At 66.6% G+C, this 19003-nt stretch carries 21 protein-coding genes; 5 read left to right on the plus strand and 16 right to left on the minus strand.

What is annotated here, in order from left to right; translation table 11 throughout:
* Positions 1 to 43: 43 nt before the first annotated feature.
* The 15 genes from ABE464_RS00060 to ABE464_RS00130 form a co-directional block, all read right to left on the minus strand.
* Entirely contained in the window at positions 44 to 553 is a 510-nt protein-coding gene (locus ABE464_RS00060; RefSeq protein WP_346470230.1) for a DoxX family protein, read from the minus strand.
* Between the two features lie 24 nt (positions 554 to 577).
* The gene (locus tag ABE464_RS00065) at positions 578 to 1333 is read right to left on the minus strand and encodes a putative DNA-binding domain-containing protein (protein WP_346470231.1); all 756 of its coding nucleotides are present in this window, start codon (positions 1331 to 1333) and stop codon (positions 578 to 580) included.
* Positions 1326 to 2198, minus strand: a complete 873-nt coding sequence (locus ABE464_RS00070; protein WP_346470232.1) for a DUF692 domain-containing protein — start codon at positions 2196 to 2198, stop codon at positions 1326 to 1328. The genes ABE464_RS00065 and ABE464_RS00070 overlap by 8 nt, the downstream gene beginning before the upstream one ends.
* Positions 2185 to 2535, minus strand: a complete 351-nt coding sequence (locus ABE464_RS00075; RefSeq protein WP_070471814.1) for a hypothetical protein — start codon at positions 2533 to 2535, stop codon at positions 2185 to 2187. Before ABE464_RS00075 ends, ABE464_RS00070 begins: the two co-directional genes overlap by 14 nt.
* A 249-nt stretch (positions 2536 to 2784) precedes the next feature.
* Positions 2785 to 3492, minus strand: a complete 708-nt coding sequence (gene phoU, locus ABE464_RS00080) for a phosphate signaling complex protein PhoU (protein ID WP_070471813.1) — start codon at positions 3490 to 3492, stop codon at positions 2785 to 2787.
* Between the two features lie 30 nt (positions 3493 to 3522).
* Entirely contained in the window at positions 3523 to 4353 is an 831-nt protein-coding gene (pstB, locus tag ABE464_RS00085; protein ID WP_070471812.1) for a phosphate ABC transporter ATP-binding protein PstB, read from the minus strand.
* Between the two features lie 19 nt (positions 4354 to 4372).
* Positions 4373 to 5239, minus strand: coding sequence for a phosphate ABC transporter permease PstA (gene pstA / locus ABE464_RS00090; RefSeq protein WP_313211691.1), 867 nt, complete (start codon positions 5237 to 5239; stop codon positions 4373 to 4375).
* Positions 5239 to 6207, minus strand: coding sequence for a phosphate ABC transporter permease subunit PstC (gene pstC, locus ABE464_RS00095; protein ID WP_346470233.1), 969 nt, complete (start codon positions 6205 to 6207; stop codon positions 5239 to 5241). The genes pstA and pstC overlap by 1 nt, the downstream gene beginning before the upstream one ends.
* A 134-nt stretch (positions 6208 to 6341) precedes the next feature.
* Positions 6342 to 7433 (minus strand): phosphate ABC transporter substrate-binding protein PstS, encoded by a 1092-nt coding sequence (gene pstS / locus ABE464_RS00100; protein WP_346470234.1) that lies wholly within the window; start codon positions 7431 to 7433, stop codon positions 6342 to 6344.
* A gap of 232 nt (positions 7434 to 7665) precedes the next feature.
* Complete coding sequence (pstS, locus tag ABE464_RS00105; RefSeq protein ID WP_346470235.1) at positions 7666 to 8685, minus strand: phosphate ABC transporter substrate-binding protein PstS; 1020 nt, start codon at positions 8683 to 8685, stop codon at positions 7666 to 7668.
* Positions 8686 to 8808: 123 nt separating this feature from the next.
* Positions 8809 to 9588 (minus strand): hypothetical protein, encoded by a 780-nt coding sequence (locus ABE464_RS00110; RefSeq protein WP_346470236.1) that lies wholly within the window; start codon positions 9586 to 9588, stop codon positions 8809 to 8811.
* Between the two features lie 130 nt (positions 9589 to 9718).
* On the minus strand, positions 9719 to 10930 hold the full coding sequence (locus tag ABE464_RS00115) for an OprO/OprP family phosphate-selective porin (protein ID WP_346470237.1): 1212 nt from the start codon (positions 10928 to 10930) through the stop codon (positions 9719 to 9721).
* Positions 10931 to 11110: 180 nt separating this feature from the next.
* The gene (gene nth / locus ABE464_RS00120; protein WP_346470238.1) at positions 11111 to 11785 is read right to left on the minus strand and encodes an endonuclease III; all 675 of its coding nucleotides are present in this window, start codon (positions 11783 to 11785) and stop codon (positions 11111 to 11113) included.
* Positions 11785 to 12147, minus strand: a complete 363-nt coding sequence (locus tag ABE464_RS00125) for a hypothetical protein (protein ID WP_123728803.1) — start codon at positions 12145 to 12147, stop codon at positions 11785 to 11787. Before ABE464_RS00125 ends, nth begins: the two co-directional genes overlap by 1 nt.
* 3 nt (positions 12148 to 12150) lie before the next feature.
* Positions 12151 to 12933, minus strand: coding sequence for an enoyl-CoA hydratase-related protein (locus ABE464_RS00130; protein WP_346470239.1), 783 nt, complete (start codon positions 12931 to 12933; stop codon positions 12151 to 12153).
* Between the two features lie 168 nt (positions 12934 to 13101).
* On the opposite strand from ABE464_RS00130, the gene ABE464_RS00135 reads away from it, so the two are divergent.
* The 3 genes from ABE464_RS00135 (at position 13102) to ABE464_RS00145 (ending at position 15581) form a co-directional block, all read left to right on the plus strand.
* Entirely contained in the window at positions 13102 to 13803 is a 702-nt protein-coding gene (locus tag ABE464_RS00135) for an FKBP-type peptidyl-prolyl cis-trans isomerase (protein ID WP_019185884.1), read from the plus strand.
* Between the two features lie 87 nt (positions 13804 to 13890).
* A complete protein-coding gene (locus tag ABE464_RS00140) occupies positions 13891 to 14694 on the plus strand; it encodes a CoA pyrophosphatase (protein WP_346470240.1) in 804 nt (267 codons plus the stop codon).
* A complete protein-coding gene (locus tag ABE464_RS00145; protein ID WP_346470241.1) occupies positions 14691 to 15581 on the plus strand; it encodes a sulfurtransferase in 891 nt (296 codons plus the stop codon). Before ABE464_RS00140 ends, ABE464_RS00145 begins: the two co-directional genes overlap by 4 nt.
* 3 nt (positions 15582 to 15584) lie before the next feature.
* Here ABE464_RS00145 and ABE464_RS00150 read toward each other — a convergent pair whose 3' ends face one another.
* Positions 15585 to 16154 (minus strand): N-acetylmuramoyl-L-alanine amidase, encoded by a 570-nt coding sequence (locus ABE464_RS00150; protein ID WP_070471804.1) that lies wholly within the window; start codon positions 16152 to 16154, stop codon positions 15585 to 15587.
* A gap of 57 nt (positions 16155 to 16211) precedes the next feature.
* On the opposite strand from ABE464_RS00150, the gene ABE464_RS00155 reads away from it, so the two are divergent.
* Together ABE464_RS00155 and rlmKL are read left to right on the plus strand one after the other, a co-directional pair.
* On the plus strand, positions 16212 to 16739 hold the full coding sequence (locus tag ABE464_RS00155; RefSeq protein ID WP_070471803.1) for a hypothetical protein: 528 nt from the start codon (positions 16212 to 16214) through the stop codon (positions 16737 to 16739).
* A 108-nt stretch (positions 16740 to 16847) separates the two neighbouring features.
* Positions 16848 to 18992, plus strand: a complete 2145-nt coding sequence (rlmKL, locus tag ABE464_RS00160; RefSeq protein WP_346470242.1) for a bifunctional 23S rRNA (guanine(2069)-N(7))-methyltransferase RlmK/23S rRNA (guanine(2445)-N(2))-methyltransferase RlmL — start codon at positions 16848 to 16850, stop codon at positions 18990 to 18992.
* Positions 18993 to 19003: the final 11 nt, after the last annotated feature.

Raw genomic sequence — 19003 nt, forward strand, 5'->3', positions numbered from 1 at the left:
GTCATCGCGTCAGTTTAGCAGAGGGACCTGTACGCCCCCGCGCTCAGGCCCTTGCCGGCAGGTGTCCGCGGCCGCGGCGCAGCAGGTGGTCCAGGCTCAGCGGGCCGGCACCCTGCAGGGCCAAGGGCAGCAGCATGGCCATGAACAGCAGCGGCAGTTTGAAGTTGCCGAAGCCCTGGTCGGTGATCACATAGCCCATCGCGAGCTCGCCAAGCCCATTCCAATGCATCGGCCAGTGCACGGCAGCGGTGGCGATCACGGTCAGCACCAGCAGGCTGCTGGCGGCCAGGCGCGTGCCCAGCCCGAGCAGCAGGCATGCCGCGCCGACCAATTCGAACCACGTGGCCAACTGCCAGTTGAGTGCGGCCGGCAACTGGTCGAACGGAAACGGGAAGGCCTGCTGGAGATCATCGAACCAGTTCTGGCCGCGCATTTTTTCGCGGCCGGACTCGAAATACTCCCAGCCCATCAGCAGGCGCAGGCCGAGCGGAGCCAGCCACGGGGCGAGACGATCCAGCCGGTCGCGCAGGGCGACCAGGGGCGGTGACTTCATCGATGCAATTCCTTTGTGGAAGGGTCAGGTCGCGGGCGCGGCAGGCCCGATCACGCCGCTGTCGTGGAACTGGCGCAGCAGGGCGGCACCGGGCAGGAACAAGGCATCGGCCGCCATGCCGTGCGTGTGCGCAAGCTGCTCCAGGTAGGTGACGCCGGTACGGCCGGGATGCTGGCCGATCTGCTCCAGCAGCTGTGCGGCCATCGGGCTGATCGCAGCGAAGCGGACCTGGCCATCGCGCTGGCGTCGGACCAGCAGCCCGGTTGGCTCGGGGCCAGGCGACGAGGGGGCATCGTCGGTGCCGAGCCGGTGTACCGGCCAGTGATAGAGCAGGGGCCAGGCCAACGGCGAGCGTTGCAGCGCCGCGTGCATCGGGTCCAGGCCGGGAGACGGCGGCAGCGCCGTTGCCTCCAGCTGATGCAAAGCCGTTTCCACCCACTCGTAATGTGCCAGTTCGGCCAGTGCCGGGTGTGGCAGCGCGGCCTGGTGCTGCAGCCACTGCACGAACTCGGCAGCCAGTTCGGTGAACAACGGTGTCTGCGCCGGGTGACCGGCAAGGAAGCGCCGGACCAGGGCGGCCCACGCCGCGTCCCCCAGCAGCTGCACGCAGACCGGAAAACCGTTGCCGAGCAGGCCCAGGACGTTGTTGAACACCAACCGCTGGTAGACGCCCAGCCGGCGCGCGTCCATGCCTTCGGGGGCCGCGATATGGTCCGGGTCGCGCAGATGGGCGGTGAACGCTCTCTGCTGTGCGTGAAGCCGTGCCGGGGCGTCAGTCATGTCCGCTCCCGGCATGGGCGGCCATCAGTCGGCGGATATGCTGCAGTTCTCCGCGCAGTTCGGCATAAGACGGGAAATTGAAATCGCGTTCCAGCAGCGTGGGGCGCGCGCCGATGCGTGCATAGGTGCGGGCGAGCAGGTCCCAGACCGGATCGATTACTGCGCTGCCATGGCTGTCGATCTTCAGGTCGGGGGCTTCGTCCAGATGGCCGGCCACATGCAGGCAGACGATGCGCGCGGCCGGCAGCCCGGCGATGAACGCATCGGCGTCGTAGCCGTGGTTGCACGCGTTGACGTAGACATTGTTGACGTCCAGCAACAGATCGCAATCGGCCTCGGCCAGCACGGCGTTGGTGAAGGCCAGTTCGTCCATGGCCGGGTCCGGGGCGAGGTAGTAGGACACGTTCTCCACCGCGATGCGCCGGCCCAGCAGGTCCTGCACGCGGGCGATGCGTGAGGCGGTGTGGCGCACGGCTTCGTCGGTGAAAGGAATCGGCAGGAGGTCGTAGAGATGGCCGTCATCGCTGCAGTAGCTCAGGTGTTCGCTGTACAGCGGCACGTTGTGCCGGTCGAGGAACCGTCCTACCTGTTCAAGCAGCACGGTATCCAGCGGCGCGGTGCTGCCCAGCGAGAGCGACAGCCCATGGCAGGTGAGCGGGTGGCGCGTGGTCAGTTCGGCGAGTGCGTCGCCGGCCGGCCCACCGATACCGATCCAGTTTTCCGGCGCGCATTCGAGAAAGTCGATATCGCCGTTTGGCGCATCGCGCAGGTCCTGCAGCAGGGCCCGGCGCAAACCCAGTCCGGTGGCCGCCGCAGGCAGCGGCGACCGGGCCAGGCCAGTAGCGAGAGCGTCAGTGCTTGGCACCGCACTTGCCTTCGCCGCACTTGCCTTCCGCCGTCTTCTTGTCGCCAGCCGTCTTGGCCTTGGCGCCGGTCGTCTTTCCCTTGTCGGCGCCGCACTTGCCTTCCCCACACTTGCCTTCGGCGGCCTTGGCACCGGTGGTCGCAGCCTTGTCGCCATGCGCACCGCACTTGCCTTCGCCACACTTGCCCTCGGCAGCCTTGGTCGCTGCCTGGCCGGCCACCAGATAGCCTTGGGCCAGCTCGGTCATGCTCAACGCAGATGCGGAGGCAGTAACGCCCAGGCCCGCGGCCAGCGCAGTGGCCGCCAACAAAGACAGTGATCGGGTGGGTGTGCTCATCGGGTGGATCTCCTTGAAATGGGCCGGGGCCCGGGATGGCTGCGTGGGGGCAGCAGGTGCGGCCATGGTGGCCTGGCCCGGCTCATCGAATCCTCACACAGGATTCAACGTTTCGTGAAGTGCAGCGCCGCATTCCTCAGCGGCAAGTGGGTCGGGCGCTGGGTCGAGATCACTGGCGCCTCCCAGCGAGCAAAAAAAAACCGCCACCCGAAGGCAGCGGCTTTTGCTTTCCGTTTTTGAAGCCCATGCTCAGACGTGATCGGTGCTGCTCGTCTCGTCGCGCTTCTCGCGCGGCGGCAGCGCCTGCTCGCCATGCACCAGGAACCACACGTTCTCGGCGATGTTGGTGGCATGGTCACCCACGCGCTCCAGGTTCTTGGCCATGAACAGCAGGTGGGTGCACGGGGTGATGTTGCGCGGGTCTTCCATCATGTACGTGAGCAGCTCGCGGAACAGCGCGGTGTACTGCGCATCCAGACGAGCATCATCGTCGCGCAGTTCCAGCGCCGCGGCGGCATCGTTGTCGCGGTAGGCCTCGATCGCACGGCGCACCTGCTGCGCGGCCAGCCGGCCCAGCGCGCGCAGGCCCTGGATCTGCGGCAGCGGCGGCACCTTGCTCAGGGCGATCGAACGCTTGGCCACGTTCGCCGCGTAATCGCCGATGCGTTCGATGTCGGCCGGGATGCGCAGGCCGGCCAGGATCTCGCGCAGGTCGCGTGCCATCGGCCCGCGCAGCGCCAGACGCATCACGTCGTGGCTGATGTGCTGCTCAAGCTGGTCGATGGCTTCATCGTTGGCGATGATGCGCTGGGCGGCGTTCTCGTCGCGCTTCTCGATGACGTCCATGGACGCCTCCAGCTGGGCGACGGCCATCTCGCCCATGCGCACGATCTCGGCCACCAGGCGCTGCTGTTCTTCGTCGTAGCTCTTGACGATGTGGTCGTTGGGAATGCTCATGCGGTTCTATCCAGGGTTCGTGGGCCGGAATCAGCCGAAGCGGCCGGTGATGTAGTCTTCGGTCTGCTGCTTGTTGGGCTGCGAGAAGATCACTTCGGTGCGGTCGTGTTCGATCAGGTCGCCCAAGTACATGAAGGCGGTGTAATCGGACACGCGCGCGGCCTGCTGCATGTTGTGGGTGACGATCACGATGGTGTAATCGTGCTTGAGCTCTTCGACCAGCTGCTCGATGCGGCTGGTGGAGATCGGATCCAGCGCGGAGGTCGGTTCGTCCAGCAGCAGCACGTCCGGGCGCAGGGCCACGGCGCGGGCGATGCACAGGCGCTGCTGCTGGCCACCGGACAGGCCCAGCGCGCTCTGGTTGAGCTTGTCCTTCACCTCGTCCCACAGCGCGCCCTGGCGCAGGGCCTGCTCGACGCGATCAGTCATCTCCGACTTGGAGAGCTTTTCGTGGTGACGGATGCCGTAGGCCACGTTCTCGAAGATGGTCATCGGGAACGGCACCGGCTTCTGGAACACCATGCCGACCTTGCTGCGCAGGCGGTTCATCGGGTACTTCGGCGAGAGGATGTTCTCCCCGTCCAGCATCACTTCACCGCGCGCTTCCAGCTTGGGGTACAGCGCGTAGATGCGATTGAAGATGCGCAGCAGCGTGGACTTGCCGCAGCCGGAGGGACCGATCAGCGCGGTGACACGCTTTTCCGGAATCTCCAGGTCGATGCCCTTCAGCGCGTGGAACTTGTCGTAGTAGAAATCCAGCCCACGTGCGGCCAGCTTGATCGGCGCCGGGGTCTGCAGGCTTTCATGCGAGGCCGGGACCACGATGCGCTGCATCGGCACGGCGTTGGAGAGATCGTTCATGGCGATGTCCGTGGAAAGGTCAGTCATGGGAGATACGGTTGCGCAGCAGGATGCCGCGCGCGGAAAGGCTGACCAGCAGCACGAACACGGTCAGCACCAGCGCGCCGGCCCAGGCCAGCACCTGCCAGGATTCGTACGGGCTGCCGGCAAACTGGTTCATCACCACCGGCACCGACGCCATCGGCTGGAACACGTTGCTGTTCCAGTACTGGTTGCCGAAGGCAGTGAACAGCAGCGGGGCGGTTTCACCGGAGATGCGGGCCAGGGCCAGCAGGATGCCGGTCACGATGCCGGCGGCGGCGCTGCGGTACAGCACCTGCACCGTCACCTTCCACTGCGGGATGCCCAGCGACAGGGCCGCTTCACGCATCTGCGAAGGCACCAGGCGCAGCATTTCATCGGTGGTACGCACCACCACCGGCAGCACGATGAAGGCCAGCGAGAGCGCACCGGCGAAGGCCGAGAACTGGCCTCCGGTCTGCATCACATACAGGGTGTAGACGAACAGGCCCAGCACGATCGATGGCGCCGAGAGGAGGATGTCGTTGACGAAGCGGACCACCGTGCCGGTCTTGCGGAAGTTGCCGTACTCGGCCAGCCAGGTACCGGCCAACACGCCGAGCGGGGTGCCGATCGCGATTGCCAGGCCACACATCACCGCGCTGCCGAAGAAGGCATTGGCCAGGCCGCCTTCCTGCATCGGCGGTGGGGTCATCTTGGTGAACAGGTCCAGATTGATGCCGGCCAGGCCCTTGGAGGCCAGCGTCCACAGGATCCAGCCGAGGAAGAACAGGCCGAACAGTGCGGTCAAGCAGGACATCAGCAGCGCGACCACGTTGACGATGCGGCGGCGCAGGTACAGCGGTTGGGCGTTGGCGGTGGACATCAGTTGCCCTCCTTGCGGGCCAGGCGCATCAGCATCAGGCGGGCGATCGCCAGCACCACGAAGGTCACCAGGAACAGCACGAAGCCGAGCAGCAGCAGGGCCGAGCGGTAGGTTTCGGTGGCTTCGCCGAAGTCGTTGGCGATCAGGGCGGCAATGGTGGTGCCCGGTTCGAGCAGCGACGGCGACAGACGCACGCTGTTGCCGATCACGAAGGCCACCGCCATGGTTTCACCCAGGGCGCGGCCGAGGCCGAGGAAGATGCCGCCGATCACCGCCGAGCGGGTGTAGGGCAGCACGATGTCCCAGCTCACTTCCCACTTGGTGGAACCCAGCGCGTACGCCGATTCCTTCAGGCGGGTCGGCACGGTGAGGAACACTTCGCGCATCACCGAGGAGATGAAGGGGATGACCATGATCGCCAGCACGAAGCCGGCGGTAAGCACACCGATGCCCAGCGGCGGACCCTGGAACAGCGGGCCGATGATCGGCATCGTGCCCAGGTGATCATTGAGGAACGGGGTGACGTACTCGGTCATCACCGGGACCAGCACGAACAGGCCCCACATGCCGTAGATGATCGAGGGGATACCGGCCAGCAGTTCGATGGCGGTACCGACCGGGCCACGCAGCCAGCGCGGGGCGACCTCGGTCAGGAAGAAGGCGATACCGAAGCTCACCGGGACAGCGATGACCATCGCGATCAGGGCGGTGACCAGGGTGCCGTAGATCGGTGCGAGCGCACCGAATTTGTTCTCGACCGGATTCCATTCGGAGGAGTAGAAGAAGCCCAGGCCCTGCTCCTGCAGGGCATGGCGGCCGCCCCACAGCATCGAGAGCGCGGCGCAGGCCAGGGCGACCAGCACCAGGATGACGGTGGCGATCAGTACCCAACGGAACAGTTTGTCGTTGCGGGCATCACGCAGGTCGCGAAGAGACGGTGCGGGAACAGGCTGGGCGATGGCATTCATGGCTGAGGCGGGGGCCCGAGAAGAGAAGAGGTAGTGCCGGGCGATGCCCGGCATCACGTTCGGAGCGTGGTGCCGCCGGGCAGGGCCCGGCGCTGCGATCGGTCAGGCCCGCGCCAGGCGCGGGCCTGCCTGGTTCACTTGAACTCGCTGGTCCAGTACGCCTCGATCTGGGTGACCAGCTCGGCCGGCAGCGGCACGTAGTGCAGTTCGTTGGCCTGGGCCTGGCCCTTCTCGAAGGCCCACTTGAAGAACGCCAGGGTGTCCTTGCTGCGCTGGGCATCCTTGGGCTGCTTGCGCATCAGCATGAAGTTGGTGGCGGTGATCGGCCATGCCTGGTCGCCCGGGGCATTGGTGATGACCAGGTTGAAGTCCTTGGCGCTGGCCCAGTCGGCGCTGGCGGCTGCCGCGGCGAAGGTTTCCGCGCTCGGCTGCACCCAGTTGCCGGCGGCGTTCTGCATCGAGGCGTACGGCATGCCGTTCTGCAGCGCGTAGGCCAGCTCGACGTAGCCGATGGAGCCCTTGATCTGCTTCACGTACGAGGCCACGCCTTCATTGCCCTTGCCACCCACGCCGTCCGGCCACTGCACCGAGGTGCCTTCGCCGACCTTGCTCTTCCAGTCCGGGCTGACCTTGGACAGGTAGTTGGAGAAGTTGAAGGTGGTGCCTGAGCCATCCGAACGGTGCACCAGGGTGATCTTGCCGTCGGGCAGTTTGACGCCCGGGTTGGCAGCGACGATGGCCGGGTCGTTCCAGGTCTTGACCTTGCCCAGGAAGATGTCGGCCAGCAGGGCGCCGCTCAGGCGCAGCTTGCCGGCTTCCAGGCCGTCGATGTTGACCACCGGGACCACGCCGCCGATGGCCGACGGGAACTGGCCGAGACCGGCCTGGGCCAGTTCTTCGCTGCTCAGCGGCTTGTCGGAGGAACCGAAGTCAACGGTGCCGGCCTTGATCTGGGCGATGCCGCCACCCGAGCCGATCGACTGGTAGTTGATCTTGGCGCCGGTGGCGGCGTTGTAGTCGGCCGACCACTTGGACACCAGCGGGAAGATGAAGGATGCACCGGCGCCGGAAATCTCGGCGGTGAGGCGGTCGCCAGCCGCCTGGGCAGCGGCAGGCGCGTCGGTGGCCGGCGCGGCGGCCTGGCCTTCGGCGCCCGGCTTGCAGGCGGAAAGGCCCAGCGCGATGGCCAGGGAAAGGGCGGCAATGCTGGCCGTGTGCAGTTTCATGCGTCACTCCATAGCGGGATAAGGGCCGGTCTTCCCGGCGACGCGACTATGAAATGATGTTTATGTTACAGCTTGATGACGCCGTGACCGGGCGCACGCAAAGCCTTGCGACACAAGGGGCGGGCGTGCGGGGGCGGGCAACAAAAAGGCGCGGAACCTTGCGGTCCGCGCCCGATGGCGCCGGAAGGGGGAGAGAGGTCCCTCCGGCGCCATTGCCTCGTTGTGCGGTGGATCAGTACTTCAGGTTCTGCGACCAGTAGGTCTCGATCTGCTTGACCAGGGTGTCCGGCAGCGGGACGTAATCAAGCTGCTTGGCCTGGGCATCGCCGCTCTTGTAGATCCAGCGGAAGAATTCCTGGGTGGCCTTGGCGTTGGCGACGTTCTTGGGCTGCTTGCGGACCAGGATGAAGTTGGTGGCGGTGATCGGCCATGCATCGGCGCCCGGGGCGTTGGTCATGACCAGGTAGAAGTCCTTCGAGCTGGCCCAGTCGGCGCTGGCGGCAGCGGCGGCGAAGGAGGTGTCGCTCGGCAGCACGATCTTGCCCGAGGCATTCTTCATCGCAGCGTAGGACATCTTGTTCTGCAGCGCGTAGGACAGTTCGACGTAGCCGATGCCGCCCTTGATCTGCTTCACGTAGGCGGCAACGCCTTCGTTGCCCTTGCCGCCGATGCCGACCGGCCACTGGACCGAGGTGCCTTCACCGACCTTGGTCTTCCACTCCGGGTTGACCTTGGAGAGGTAGTTGACGAAGTTGAAGGTGGTGCCCGAACCGTCCGAACGGTGCACGACGGTGATCTTGCCGTCGGGCAGCTTTACGCCCGGGTTCAGCGCGGCGATCGCCGGGTCGTTCCAGGTCTTGATCTTGCCGAGGAAGATGTTGCCCAGGGTCGGGCCATCCAGCTTCAGCGCGCCCGGGGCGATGCCGGCCACGTTGATCACCGGGACCACGCCGCCGATGACCGACGGGAACTGGGCCAGACCGGCCGTAGCCAGTTCTTCCGGCTTCAGCGGGGCATCGGAGGAGCCGAAATCAACGGTCGCGGCCTTGATCTGGGCGATGCCACCACCGGAACCGATCGACTGGTAGTTGACCTTCTTGCCGGTCGCGGTGCTGTAGTCGGCCGACCACTTGGACATGACCGGGTAGATGAACGAGGCGCCCGCGCCGGTCACATCGGCGGCATTGGCGGCGAACACGGACGACGCGGCGAGGACGGCAACGGCGGCGCGCGACTTGAAGGCGTGGATCACGGGGTGGCTCCTGGGATGGATGAAGGTGCGGGGTGTCCCGCCCGGTGCTCATTCCATAACCATTCGATGACAGCCCAGCGACTGTCATATGACTGCCTTGTGACATGCATCCTGGGATGCACGTCACAACGGCTGCAGCGCCTCCGGGACCGCGTAGCGGCGGCCGTCATAACGCAGCACGTGGCGCTCGCCGTCCACCGGCGTGTCCTGGTCGCGGCACTGCTCGCCGTCCATCCAGCTGTGCGTGGTGACCCGGCGTTCGCGCAGGATGAGGTCGGCCAAGCCATGTCTGCCCTTGGATCCAACGGCGACGGTGCGCGATACGTCGATGGATTCACCCGCGCAGCGGGTGTCCCACTCGGCCTGGAAACGACGCAGCACCATCGGTGGGCCAAGCGTGCGCAGCGTGTCTGCTTGTACCGCGAGCAGATGCAACTGTTCTTCGCTGAAAGGATTGGGCCCGGAGCCATTGCGCCGCTGCACGCGCAGCCCGAACGCGAGGGTGTCCGGTGCAAGCTGGTAGCGCGCGGTATCCAGGCGCATCCCGTCGAAGAAGACCGCGTCGCTGTCGAGTGCGCCGGACAGCACCGTCCACGCGCGCGTGGCGAGGGTGTCGCTATCGATCACCAGCACCTCCACGTCGCCATCGCGCGAGTCGTTGTCGCCACCGTCTCGCCAGACCGGCGTGGCCACCAGGGTCAACTCGGGGCGTGCCGGCCAACGCCGGCAGACGCTGGCGGCAGTGTCACGGGTGTAACCGGGTCGATCGGGCAGCGCATTGTCCGCCCGCACCATGTAGGCCTCCTGCGCGGCCGCCTGGGCATCATGGCAGTCCTGCGCCTGGGCGGGCAGGGCGCCGGCACTGCACGCGGCGGCCAGCAACAGCAAGAGGGCGATACGCATCGGCTCCATCCATGGGCAAAGGGCGCCCAGCATACCCGCGCGTTCCTGCATGGGGTGGCTCTACCGGTGCGGGGCACGAAAAAAGGCGCAGCCGAAGCTGCGCCTTTGTGTCACACGCGTGGTGCAGGGCTTACCAGAAGAACTGCAGGCGCGCTTCGAGGATGTTCGGGTCGTCGTTGACGAAGGTACGGGCGGTGGAGCTGTACTTCTTGCTGTCCACCATCACGTAGTTCAGCGCGAACTTGGTGTTGGAGCGCCAGTAGTAGTTCACGCCCACGGTCCAGATGTCCATCTTGCCGCCCAGCACGCCATCGACGATCGGCGGGCGACCGGCCACCGGGTTGGCGCGCAGGTTGCCGTCGTTGAGGTCCATGTGGTCGTAACGCGCACCCAGCTGCCACATGCCGCGGCCCGGCTCGTCCGGCAGGCCGGTGGTCGGGGTGCCGCCCTTGTAGCCCCAGGTTTCGCCGCTGATGTTCCACAGGCCGCTGACGTAGTAACCGTCGCTGGTGTAGTTGTCGCGGGTGTAGCGCTTGGCCTTGCTGGTGTAGTACTCGGCCTGGGCCTTGAACGGGCCGCCGATGTACATCGCTTCGGCACCGATCGTGCTGACGCGGTCGGTATCGACCATGTTGCCGCTGTCGACCAGGCGCACCGTCGCCAGATCGGCGTTGGGGCGGGCGCGAACGCGCAGGGTATCGGCGTCGGTGTCGTAGTCGACGTAGCTCAGGCCGAAGTGCAGGACCTGGCCCTTTTCATTGATCGGGGCCCAGGTGCCACGTGCGCCGTAGCCGCTGCCGTGGGCGAGGTTGCGGGTCAGCTCGCGGCCGAAGGCGCTGGCGGTCACGGACCAGTTGTTGTCACCGATGCTGTACGCACCACCGAGGCGGCGGGCCACGGCGTAGGTGTTGGTGACCGCGGCCTTGGAGATGAAGTCGTTGTTCTTGGTGCTGGACAGTTCTTCCAGGCTGTTGGGCTGCTTGAACTGGCCGAACTGCACGAAGTGGTTGGCATTGCCGGACAGCTTGTACTTCAGGTTGGTGTCCAGGAACTTGTCGGCCTTGGCGTCATAGCCCACCACCCATTCCACGTTGCCCGGGCCCTTGCCCTTGAGCACCAGCTCGGCACGGCGCAGCTCGAATTCGCTGTTCTTGCCATTTGCCGCATCGCCGCCGTTGAGGTCGGCCACATCGTTGTCGAACCAGTTGCCGTCAGCCTGGACCAGGCCTTCGAACGTGATTTCCGAACCGCCGATCACATCGATGGCCACTTCAGCGTGAGCGGCCGGAACGAACAGCGCAGCCGCCACGGCCGCAGTAAGGAGTTGGCGATGCAGTTTCATGGAAGGAGCCTTGCAGGCAGGTGGGAAGATGCTGCGCAGGCTAATTAGTGAAGATTGCGTAAATGTGACAGTTTCGGACAAACCGTCATCGCCCGTATCCCAAGCGGCGTCAGGGGCTGCTATTGATGCCCGGCGCAGATGACCGCCCGGTTGCGTCCATATGGCAGTCGCGCCCCCCGTTCAGGCGGCGGTCTTTTCCTTGAAACGGCACAGGTCGCGGATGACGCATTGCGGGCAGTCCGGCTTGCGTGCCTTGCACACGTAACGGCCATGCAGGATCAGCCAGTGATGCGCGTCGAGCAGGAACTCGGCCGGGATCACCTTGATCAGCAGATCCTCCACCGCACGCACGTCCTTGCCGGGCGCCAGGCCCGTGCGGTTGGAGACGCGGAAGATGTGGGTATCCACCGCCATCACCGGTTCACCGAACGCGGTGTTGAGCACGACATTGGCAGTCTTGCGACCGACACCGGGCAGCGCCTCCAGCGCGGCGCGATCGCGCGGCACTTCGCCGCCGTGCTGTTCCACCAACATCGCGCAGGCCGCAATCACGTTCTTCGCTTTCGCGTTGTAAAGACCGATGGTGGCGATGTACTTCTTCAAGCCGTCCTCACCCAGCGCAAGGATCGCCTGCGGGGTATTGGCGACCGGGAACAGTTTGCGCGTGGCCTTGTTGACGCCGACATCCGTGGCCTGCGCGGACAGCGTGACCGCCACCAGCAGCTCGAACGGCGAGCTGTACTCCAGTTCGGTCCTGGGGTGCGGGTTGAGTTCGCGCAGGCGCGTGAACATTTCGATCACGTCGGCCTTGGGCATGCGCGCGGTGCGTGCGGCCGGTTTCTTCATCGTAGCCATCAGGACGTGCGGCCCGCGGCCTTGGCCTTGGCGCGCGCGAGGATGGCGGCAGCGGCCGAGGGCAGGGCGGGTTTCTGGATCTCGGGTGTGGGGGGCGGTGCGCGGCGTGCATCGCGCTCGGCGGCGCGGCGCGCGAGCCGCTGCTGGCGCTGGCGGTAGCGCTCGCGTGCGGCCCAGGCGCGTTGCAATTGCTGCTGTGCGTGCTGCAGCCGCTGGGGAAGATCGGGATGATCGGGGCGCAGCGCTTCGTCGCCCGGCTGCGGGACGTAGTCCATCAACCCGGCGGCCAGCGCGGCATCCCATTGATCGTCGAGGATGAGTGCCAGCAGCTGCGCCGGCGAAACGGTATCGGAAGGCGACATGGCTCAGTGGTTCTGGAACACCGGCGGCCGGCGCGCCAGGAACGCGCTGGTGCCTTCGCGCATGTCCTCGGTGGCGAACATCAGGCCGAACTGCACGCTCTCGTACTCCAGCCCCTCGCCGAGCGAACACTCGCCGCCGATATGGATCGCATCAAGGATGCCGCGCAGCGCGAGAGGCGCGGCCGAGGCCAATTGCGACGCCAGTGCCTGGACGCGGGCATCCAGCTCCGCAGCCGGGACCACCTCATTGACGATGCCCAGCTGCGCGGCACGCGCGGCGGTGATCGGGGTGCCCAGCAGGCACAGCTCCAGCGCAGCGGCGCGGCCGCACAGGCGCAGCAGCCGCTGGCTGCCACCGAAGCCGGGCATCAGGCCCAGATGGATCTCCGGTTGCCCCACCTTGGCGGTCTCGGAGGCCACCCGCAGGTGGCAGGCCATGGCCAGCTCCAGCCCGCCGCCCAGCGCAAATCCGTTGATCTTGCCGATCACCGGCTTGGGCATGCGCTCGATGCGGCGCATCAAGCGCTGGCCCAGCAACGAGAAATCACGACCCTGAACCGCGCTCAGACCGTTCATTTCGGCGATGTCCGCCCCGGCCACGAAGGCCTTGGGACCGGCACCGGTCAGCACAACCACGCGCACGGCCGGGTCGGTCGCCGCTTCGGCGAACGCGCTATCAAGGGCTTCCAACGTGGCCCGGTTGAGCGCATTGAGTTTGTCCGGGCGGTTGACCGTCACAGTGCGCACGGCGGCATCGTCCATAATCGAGATAAGGGCGTCGGCCACGGCAGGACTCCTGAAAACGTTAAAAAAAAGTGATTGTTGAACTCTTGAAACGAAGTCAGGTCAGAGCCTGCGTCGTTAGTGGCGGTTCAACGTTGCGGCGGCTATCCTAACCCGTCGCCTCAGGGCGGCCCAACGCGTCCTGAGTTACCACCCCTGGAGAAAAGTTTGATGAAGTTGCGTTCTATCGCGGTCGCCGTCGCGGCCCTGGCCCTGACGGGCAATGCCTTCGCCCAGGACACCTCGTCCGAAAAGGGCAAGCTGAGCTATTACTTCGGTTACGACTACGGCAACAACCTGGCTGAACTCACCGCACGCGGCGAGCAGCTGGACATCAACTCGGTGGTGAAGGGCCTGCAGGATGCCTACGCCAAGAAGCAGCCGTCGATCACGGCCGAGCAGTTGAAGCCCGCCGTCGAAGCCTTCCAGAAGCGTGAGCAGGGTCGTGCGCAGGCCGCCAAGGCCGAGTACGACAAGGCTGCCGCCGAAAACAAGACCAAGAGCACCCAGTTCCTGGCCGCCAACAAGGCCAAGGCCGGCGTGCAGTCGCTTCCGAGCGGCGTGCAGTACCGCGTGATCGAAGCCGGCAAGGGCGCCAAGCCGACCCAGGCCAGCACCGTGCAGCTGGAAGTGGCCGGTCCATACCCGTTCGGCACCCGTCCGGCCGAAGCACGTCCGGCGCAGCAGATTCCGGGCATCAAGGTCAGCGAAGTCGAAATGAAGGCCATGCGTGAAGCCCTGCTGCAGATGCCGGCCGGCTCCAAGTGGGAAGTGACGCTGCCGCCGGATCAGGCCTATGGTGCCGATCCGCGCACGCCGTTCCCGCCGAACGTCGCGGTGCAGTTCGAAATCAAGCTCGTCAGCGTCAAGTAATTGCTGCAACATCAAGAACGCGCCGGTGGAAACACCGGCGCGTTTTTCGTTTCCGTGCAATCGCGCTACTGTTGACCGGTCCAATCGATGGAACATTCCCCGCATGCCGTGCCCACTCCCTGCATCGGAATCTGCGCACTGGACCGCGCCGGTGTCTGCACGGGCTGCCTGCGCACCGTGGATGAAATCACCCGCTGGCGAACCATGAGTCGACCCGAACAGCATCACGTGATGCAGCACACACTGCCGCTGCGCGAACAACTGCGGCAATCCCTGCGCGGTTCGCTGGCCGAGCATGAGCGCCTGCTGCGCGCGCTGCATCCGCTGGATCAGCCGCCCCCCGGCGATGGCTGGAACCGCAGCGAACTGATCGATCTGTTACCGCCCGGCCCCCCGGTTGAAGCGGCCGTGCTGGCCGGCATCATTCCGCGCGAGGGCGGCGCCCAGGTACTGCTGACCCGGCGTACCGATACGCTGCGCCATCATGGCGGCCAGGTTGGCTTTCCCGGCGGTCGCATGGAGCCGGAGGACCGCGATGCGGTCGCTGCTGCGATCCGCGAAAGTGATGAGGAAATCGCACTCAAACAGGACCAGGTGCAGGTGCTCGGGTATCTGGATCCGTTCGTGACGATTACCGGCTATCGGGTCATGCCGGTGGTGGCCGTGATCGATCCCGCCTTCGTGGCCGTGCCCGAGCCGGGTGAGGTTGCCGAAGTGTTTGAGGTGCCGCTGTCCTACCTGATGGATCCGGCCAACCTGCACCACGTCGAGATCGACCACCGCGGGCGCATCCGTCACGTACTCGAATACGGCTGGCCCGGGCAGCGGATCTGGGGCGCGACCGCCGCCATTCTCTACAACCTGCGTCGCCGCCTGGAGCAGACCGAATGACCACGCCGCTGATCGATGTCGCCACCCTCGCACACGCCCTGGATCAGGGCGCGACGCGCCTCATGGATGCACGTGCGACGCCCAGTGCCCCGCCCGCGTTGCGGGTGATGGACGCACGGTTCTCGCTGGCCGATCTGCACGCCGGTACGCAGCTGTACGCGCAGGGCCATATGCCCGGCGCGCTGTACGCCGATCTCAACCGGGATCTGTCCGATCTCGGTCGCACCGGCCATGGCCGGCACCCGCTGCCGGACAATGATGCCTTCGCCGCCCGCTTGGGCGAGTGGGGCATCGGGCCGGAGACCGAGGTCGTGGTCTACGACGCTGGCGACGGCAGCATGGCCGCCGCGCGCCTGTGGTGGCTGCTGCGGCTGATCGGGCATGCACAGGTGCGGGTGCTTGATGGTGGCTACGCCGCCTGGCAGGCGGCTTGCCTGCCGGTAACGGCGGAGCTGCCGCAGGTGACCGCGTTGCCGCCGTATCCGGGTCACTTCGACCGCAGCCAGATCGCCTCCGTTGAAGAAGTCCAGGCGCGTCTCAAGCACGCCCCGGGCTGGTTGATCGATGCGCGGGCCGGTGAACGCTTCCGTGGCGAAGTGGAACCCTTGGATCCGGTCGCCGGCCATGTACCTGGCGCGGTGAACCGTCCCTTCGCGTTGAACGTGCATGAGGGCCGGTTGCGCCCTGCGGACGATCTGCGCGCCGCACTGCAGCCGCTGCTCGGCACGCATGCGCCGGACGAGGTCGTGCTGATGTGCGGCTCCGGCGTGACCGCCTGCCACCTGCTGCTGGCGATGGAAGCCGCCGGGCTGGAAGGGGCACGCGTCTATGCCGATTCGTGGAGCGGCTGGGTCAGCGACCCGTCGCGCCCCGTCGCCACCGGCTGATCATCACCCACGCAGTTCCTGCAACGGCACCGCCGCCAGCACCCGCGGCCACGGGAACAACGGACCCGGATCGCGCTTGCGCGGCACCCGCCGCTCCGGATCGTCGCTGGCCACTTCTTCGCGCGTATCCAGCCACTCATGGCCGGCGATATGCGCCAGTGCCGGCAGCGTGCCGCACAGGTGCTGCAGCAGATCGATCAATGCCGCGATCTGCGCATCGGGGTAGGGTTCGTCCATCGCCTGGTGCCGAGAATCCCACCAGTGCGGGTAGCGCCCGGTGTTGACCAGTTCGATGCCGATCGAGCGCGGATTGAAGCCACTGACCTGATGGGCGACGCGGTCCAATGACACGTACTGGACGATGCGCCCGTCGCGGTCGATGTAGTAGTGCCCGCTGTTGCCGGTGCCGCTGTCGTACAGCACGCGTTCGCCGTACTCGCGCGCCATCGCCAGGTCCGGCAGTTCGGTGCAGTGGATGACCACCAGATCGATGTCGTCGTGCGTGCGGGGCAGCAGCCTGTCCTGGTAGGGCAGGGGCTGTGCATCGATGGCGGGCGGGGCGCGGTCGGGCATGTGGCGATGCTAGCATTCGGGCATGAACGCTCCTATCGATTCCCGCGCGGTATGCGCATGAGCCGCGGCCACTGCATCCTCTCCCATGGCTTTGAAAGCGGCCCGGACGCCATCAAGGTGACCGCCCTGGCCGAGGTGGCCGAACGCCTGGGCTGGACCCACGAGCGCCCGGACTACACCGATCTGGATGCCCAGCGCGAGGTCAGCAGTCTGGGCGATGTACGCGCCCGCCTGCAGCGCCTGGTCACCCTGGCCACCGCCCGCGCCGCGCAGGGCCCGGTGGTCCTGGCCGGCTCCAGCCTGGGCTCGTACATCTCGGCCATCGCCTCGCTCCAGGTGCCAGTCCAGGGCCTGTTCCTGATGGTGCCGCCCACCCGCATGGGGCCGATGCCGGCGCTGGATGCCGCCCGCGTGCCGACCAGCGTTGTCCATGCCTGGCACGACGAGCTGATCCCGCCGGCCGAGGTGATCGCCTGGGCGCAGGCCCGCTCGGCGCGCCTGCTGATGGTGGACGACGGGCACCGCCTGACCGACCACGTCGAGGCCTCGAGCCGGGCCTTTGAGGAACTGCTGGCCTCGCTGTAACCGGGCGTTCCAGCCCACCTCACGTACAATGGCCCCCCGGGACCCCGTGCCCGGCTGCTTGCCGTGCCCGTGGGCACCCCCTCTCCGCTGACCTGCGATACCGATTCCGTGAAATTCTTTGTTTCCTGCGCCAAGGGCCTGGAGTATCTGCTCGCCGACGAACTGTTGGCGCTCGGCCTGGACAAGGCCACCGCCACCATTTCCGGCGTCAACGCCGAGGGCGAGCTGGCGCAGGCGCAGCGCGTGGTGCTGTGGTCGCGCCTGGCCAGCCGGGTGCTGTGGCCGCTGGCCGAGTTCGAGTGCCCGGACGAAGGCTCGCTCTACCAGGGCGTGTCGGCGATGGCATGGGAGCAGCACATCAGCCCCGAGCTGACCCTGTCGGTGGATGCGCATGTGTCCGGCACCGAGATCACGCACGCGCGCTTCGCCGCGCAGCGGGTCAAGGACGGCGTGGTGGACAGTCTGCGCGCGCAGGGCCTGGAACGGCCGTCGGTGAACGTGGAGTTCCCGGACGTGCGCATCAACCTGTCGCTGCGCAAGGGCCGGGCCACGATCTCGATCGATCTGGGCGGCGGCCCGATGCACCGCCGCGGCTGGCGCATGGCGCAGAACGAGGCGCCGCTGAAGGAAAACCTGGCCGCTGCGGTGCTGCTGCGCGCCAACTGGCCGAAGATCCACAGTGAAGGCGGTGGCCTGCTCGACCCGATGTGCGGCAGCGGCACGCTGCTGATCGAAGGCGCGCTGATGGCCGCCGACGTTGCGCCGGGCCTGCAGCGCCATGGCAGCATCCCGCCGAGCCGCTGGCTGGGCTTTGACCGCGAGAGCTGGAACACCCTGATGGCCGAAGCGCGCATGCGCGAAGAAGCCGGCCGCGGTGCGCTCAAGCAGGTCATCCACGGCAGCGACATCGACCCGCATGCGATCCGCGCGGCCAAGGAAAATGCCGAGACCGCCGGCGTCTCGCACGCGATCTGGTTCGGCGTGCGCGACGTGGCCGATGTGCAGGTGCCCCTGCAGGAAGCCGGCTGCGTGGTCTGCAACCCGCCGTACGACGAGCGCCTGGCCGCCGATGCCCTGCTGTACCGCCGCCTCGGCGACGCGCTCAAGCGCGCGGTGCCGCAGTGGCGTGCCAGCCTGCTGTGCGGCAGCGCCGACCTGGCTTTTGCCACCGGCCTGCGCGCCAACAAGAAGTACCAGCTGTTCAACGGTGCCATCGAGTGCGCGCTGATCGTCTGCGACCCGATCGCAGTGCCGCAGCGCGAGAACACCGGCCAGCCGCGCGAGCTCAGCGAAGGTGCGCAGATGGTGGCCAACCGCCTGCGCAAGAACATCAAGAAGTTCAAGACGTGGCGGACGCGCGAGAGCATCACCTGCTACCGGGTTTACGATGCCGATCTGCCCGAGTACGCGGCCGCCATCGACGTCTATGAAGAAGACGGCGGTGCCCGCCGCACGTTCCTGCATGTGCAGGAATACGCGGCCCCGGCGACCATTCCCGATGTCGATGTGCGTCGCCGCCGCAACGAGCTGCTCTCGGCCGCGCGCGAGGTCTTCCAGGTGCCGGCCGAGCAGGTCGCGCTGAAGTCGCGCGAGCGGGGCAAGGGCGGCAGCAAATACGGTCGTTTCGAACAGCGCGGCGAGTTCGTGCTGGTGCGCGAGAACGATGCCCTGCTGCGCGTGAACCTGTTCGACTATCTGGACACCGGCCTGTTCCTGGACCATCGCCCGCTGCGCTGGCACATGGCGCAGGAAGCCCAGGGCAAGCGCTTCCTCAATCTGTTCTGCTACACCGGTGTCGCCTCGGTGCAGGCCGCCGTGGCCGGTGCGGCGACCACCACCAGCGTGGATCTGTCCGGCACATACCTGCAGTGGTGCGCCGACAACCTGGCCTTGAACGGCAAGGGCGGCAGCCAGCACCAGTTGATCCAGGCCGATGCGCTGGCGTGGCTGGAAGCCGAACGTCACCGCTTCGATGTGATCTTCTGCGATCCGCCGACCTTCTCCAACTCCGCCCGCGCCGATGACTTCGACATCCAGCGCGAACACGTGCGCCTGCTGCGTGCGGCCGTGGCGCGCTTGAGCCCGGAAGGCGTGCTGTACTTCTCCAACAACTTCCGCCGCTTCAAGCTGGACGACGGGGCGATCAAGGAGTTCGCGGAGTGCAAGGAGATTTCGCCCGAGACCATCGGGGCGGACTTCGAGCGCAACCCGCGCATCCACCGCGCGTGGGAACTGCGCCGCTACGGCGCCTGACGGGACGGCAA

It is taken from the genome of Stenotrophomonas sp. TWI587 (genome assembly GCF_039674145.1).
Lineage (GTDB): Bacteria > Pseudomonadota > Gammaproteobacteria > Xanthomonadales > Xanthomonadaceae > Stenotrophomonas > Stenotrophomonas maltophilia_AY.

Bases quoted from the DNA above. Each gene is read 5' to 3' on its own strand.
- ABE464_RS00060 (WP_346470230.1), bottom strand. From the start codon at position 553: ATGAAGTCACCGCCCCTGGTCGCCCTGCGCGACCGGCTGGATCGTCTC.
- ABE464_RS00065 (WP_346470231.1), bottom strand. From the start codon at position 1,333: ATGACTGACGCCCCGGCACGGCTTCACGCACAGCAGAGAGCGTTCACC.
- ABE464_RS00075 (WP_070471814.1), bottom strand. From the start codon at position 2,535: ATGAGCACACCCACCCGATCACTGTCTTTGTTGGCGGCCACTGCGCTG.
- phoU (WP_070471813.1), bottom strand. From the start codon at position 3,492: ATGAGCATTCCCAACGACCACATCGTCAAGAGCTACGACGAAGAACAG.
- pstB (WP_070471812.1), bottom strand. From the start codon at position 4,353: ATGAACGATCTCTCCAACGCCGTGCCGATGCAGCGCATCGTGGTCCCG.
- pstA (WP_313211691.1), bottom strand. From the start codon at position 5,239: ATGTCCACCGCCAACGCCCAACCGCTGTACCTGCGCCGCCGCATCGTC.
- pstC (WP_346470233.1), bottom strand. From the start codon at position 6,207: ATGAATGCCATCGCCCAGCCTGTTCCCGCACCGTCTCTTCGCGACCTG.
- pstS (WP_346470234.1), bottom strand. From the start codon at position 7,433: ATGAAACTGCACACGGCCAGCATTGCCGCCCTTTCCCTGGCCATCGCG.
- ABE464_RS00110 (WP_346470236.1), bottom strand. From the start codon at position 9,588: ATGCGTATCGCCCTCTTGCTGTTGCTGGCCGCCGCGTGCAGTGCCGGC.
- ABE464_RS00115 (WP_346470237.1), bottom strand. From the start codon at position 10,930: ATGAAACTGCATCGCCAACTCCTTACTGCGGCCGTGGCGGCTGCGCTG.
- nth (WP_346470238.1), bottom strand. From the start codon at position 11,785: ATGGCTACGATGAAGAAACCGGCCGCACGCACCGCGCGCATGCCCAAG.
- ABE464_RS00125 (WP_123728803.1), bottom strand. From the start codon at position 12,147: ATGTCGCCTTCCGATACCGTTTCGCCGGCGCAGCTGCTGGCACTCATC.
- ABE464_RS00135 (WP_019185884.1), top strand. From the start codon at position 13,102: ATGAAGTTGCGTTCTATCGCGGTCGCCGTCGCGGCCCTGGCCCTGACG.
- ABE464_RS00140 (WP_346470240.1), top strand. From the start codon at position 13,891: ATGGAACATTCCCCGCATGCCGTGCCCACTCCCTGCATCGGAATCTGC.
- ABE464_RS00145 (WP_346470241.1), top strand. From the start codon at position 14,691: ATGACCACGCCGCTGATCGATGTCGCCACCCTCGCACACGCCCTGGAT.
- ABE464_RS00150 (WP_070471804.1), bottom strand. From the start codon at position 16,154: ATGCCCGACCGCGCCCCGCCCGCCATCGATGCACAGCCCCTGCCCTAC.
- ABE464_RS00155 (WP_070471803.1), top strand. From the start codon at position 16,212: ATGAGCCGCGGCCACTGCATCCTCTCCCATGGCTTTGAAAGCGGCCCG.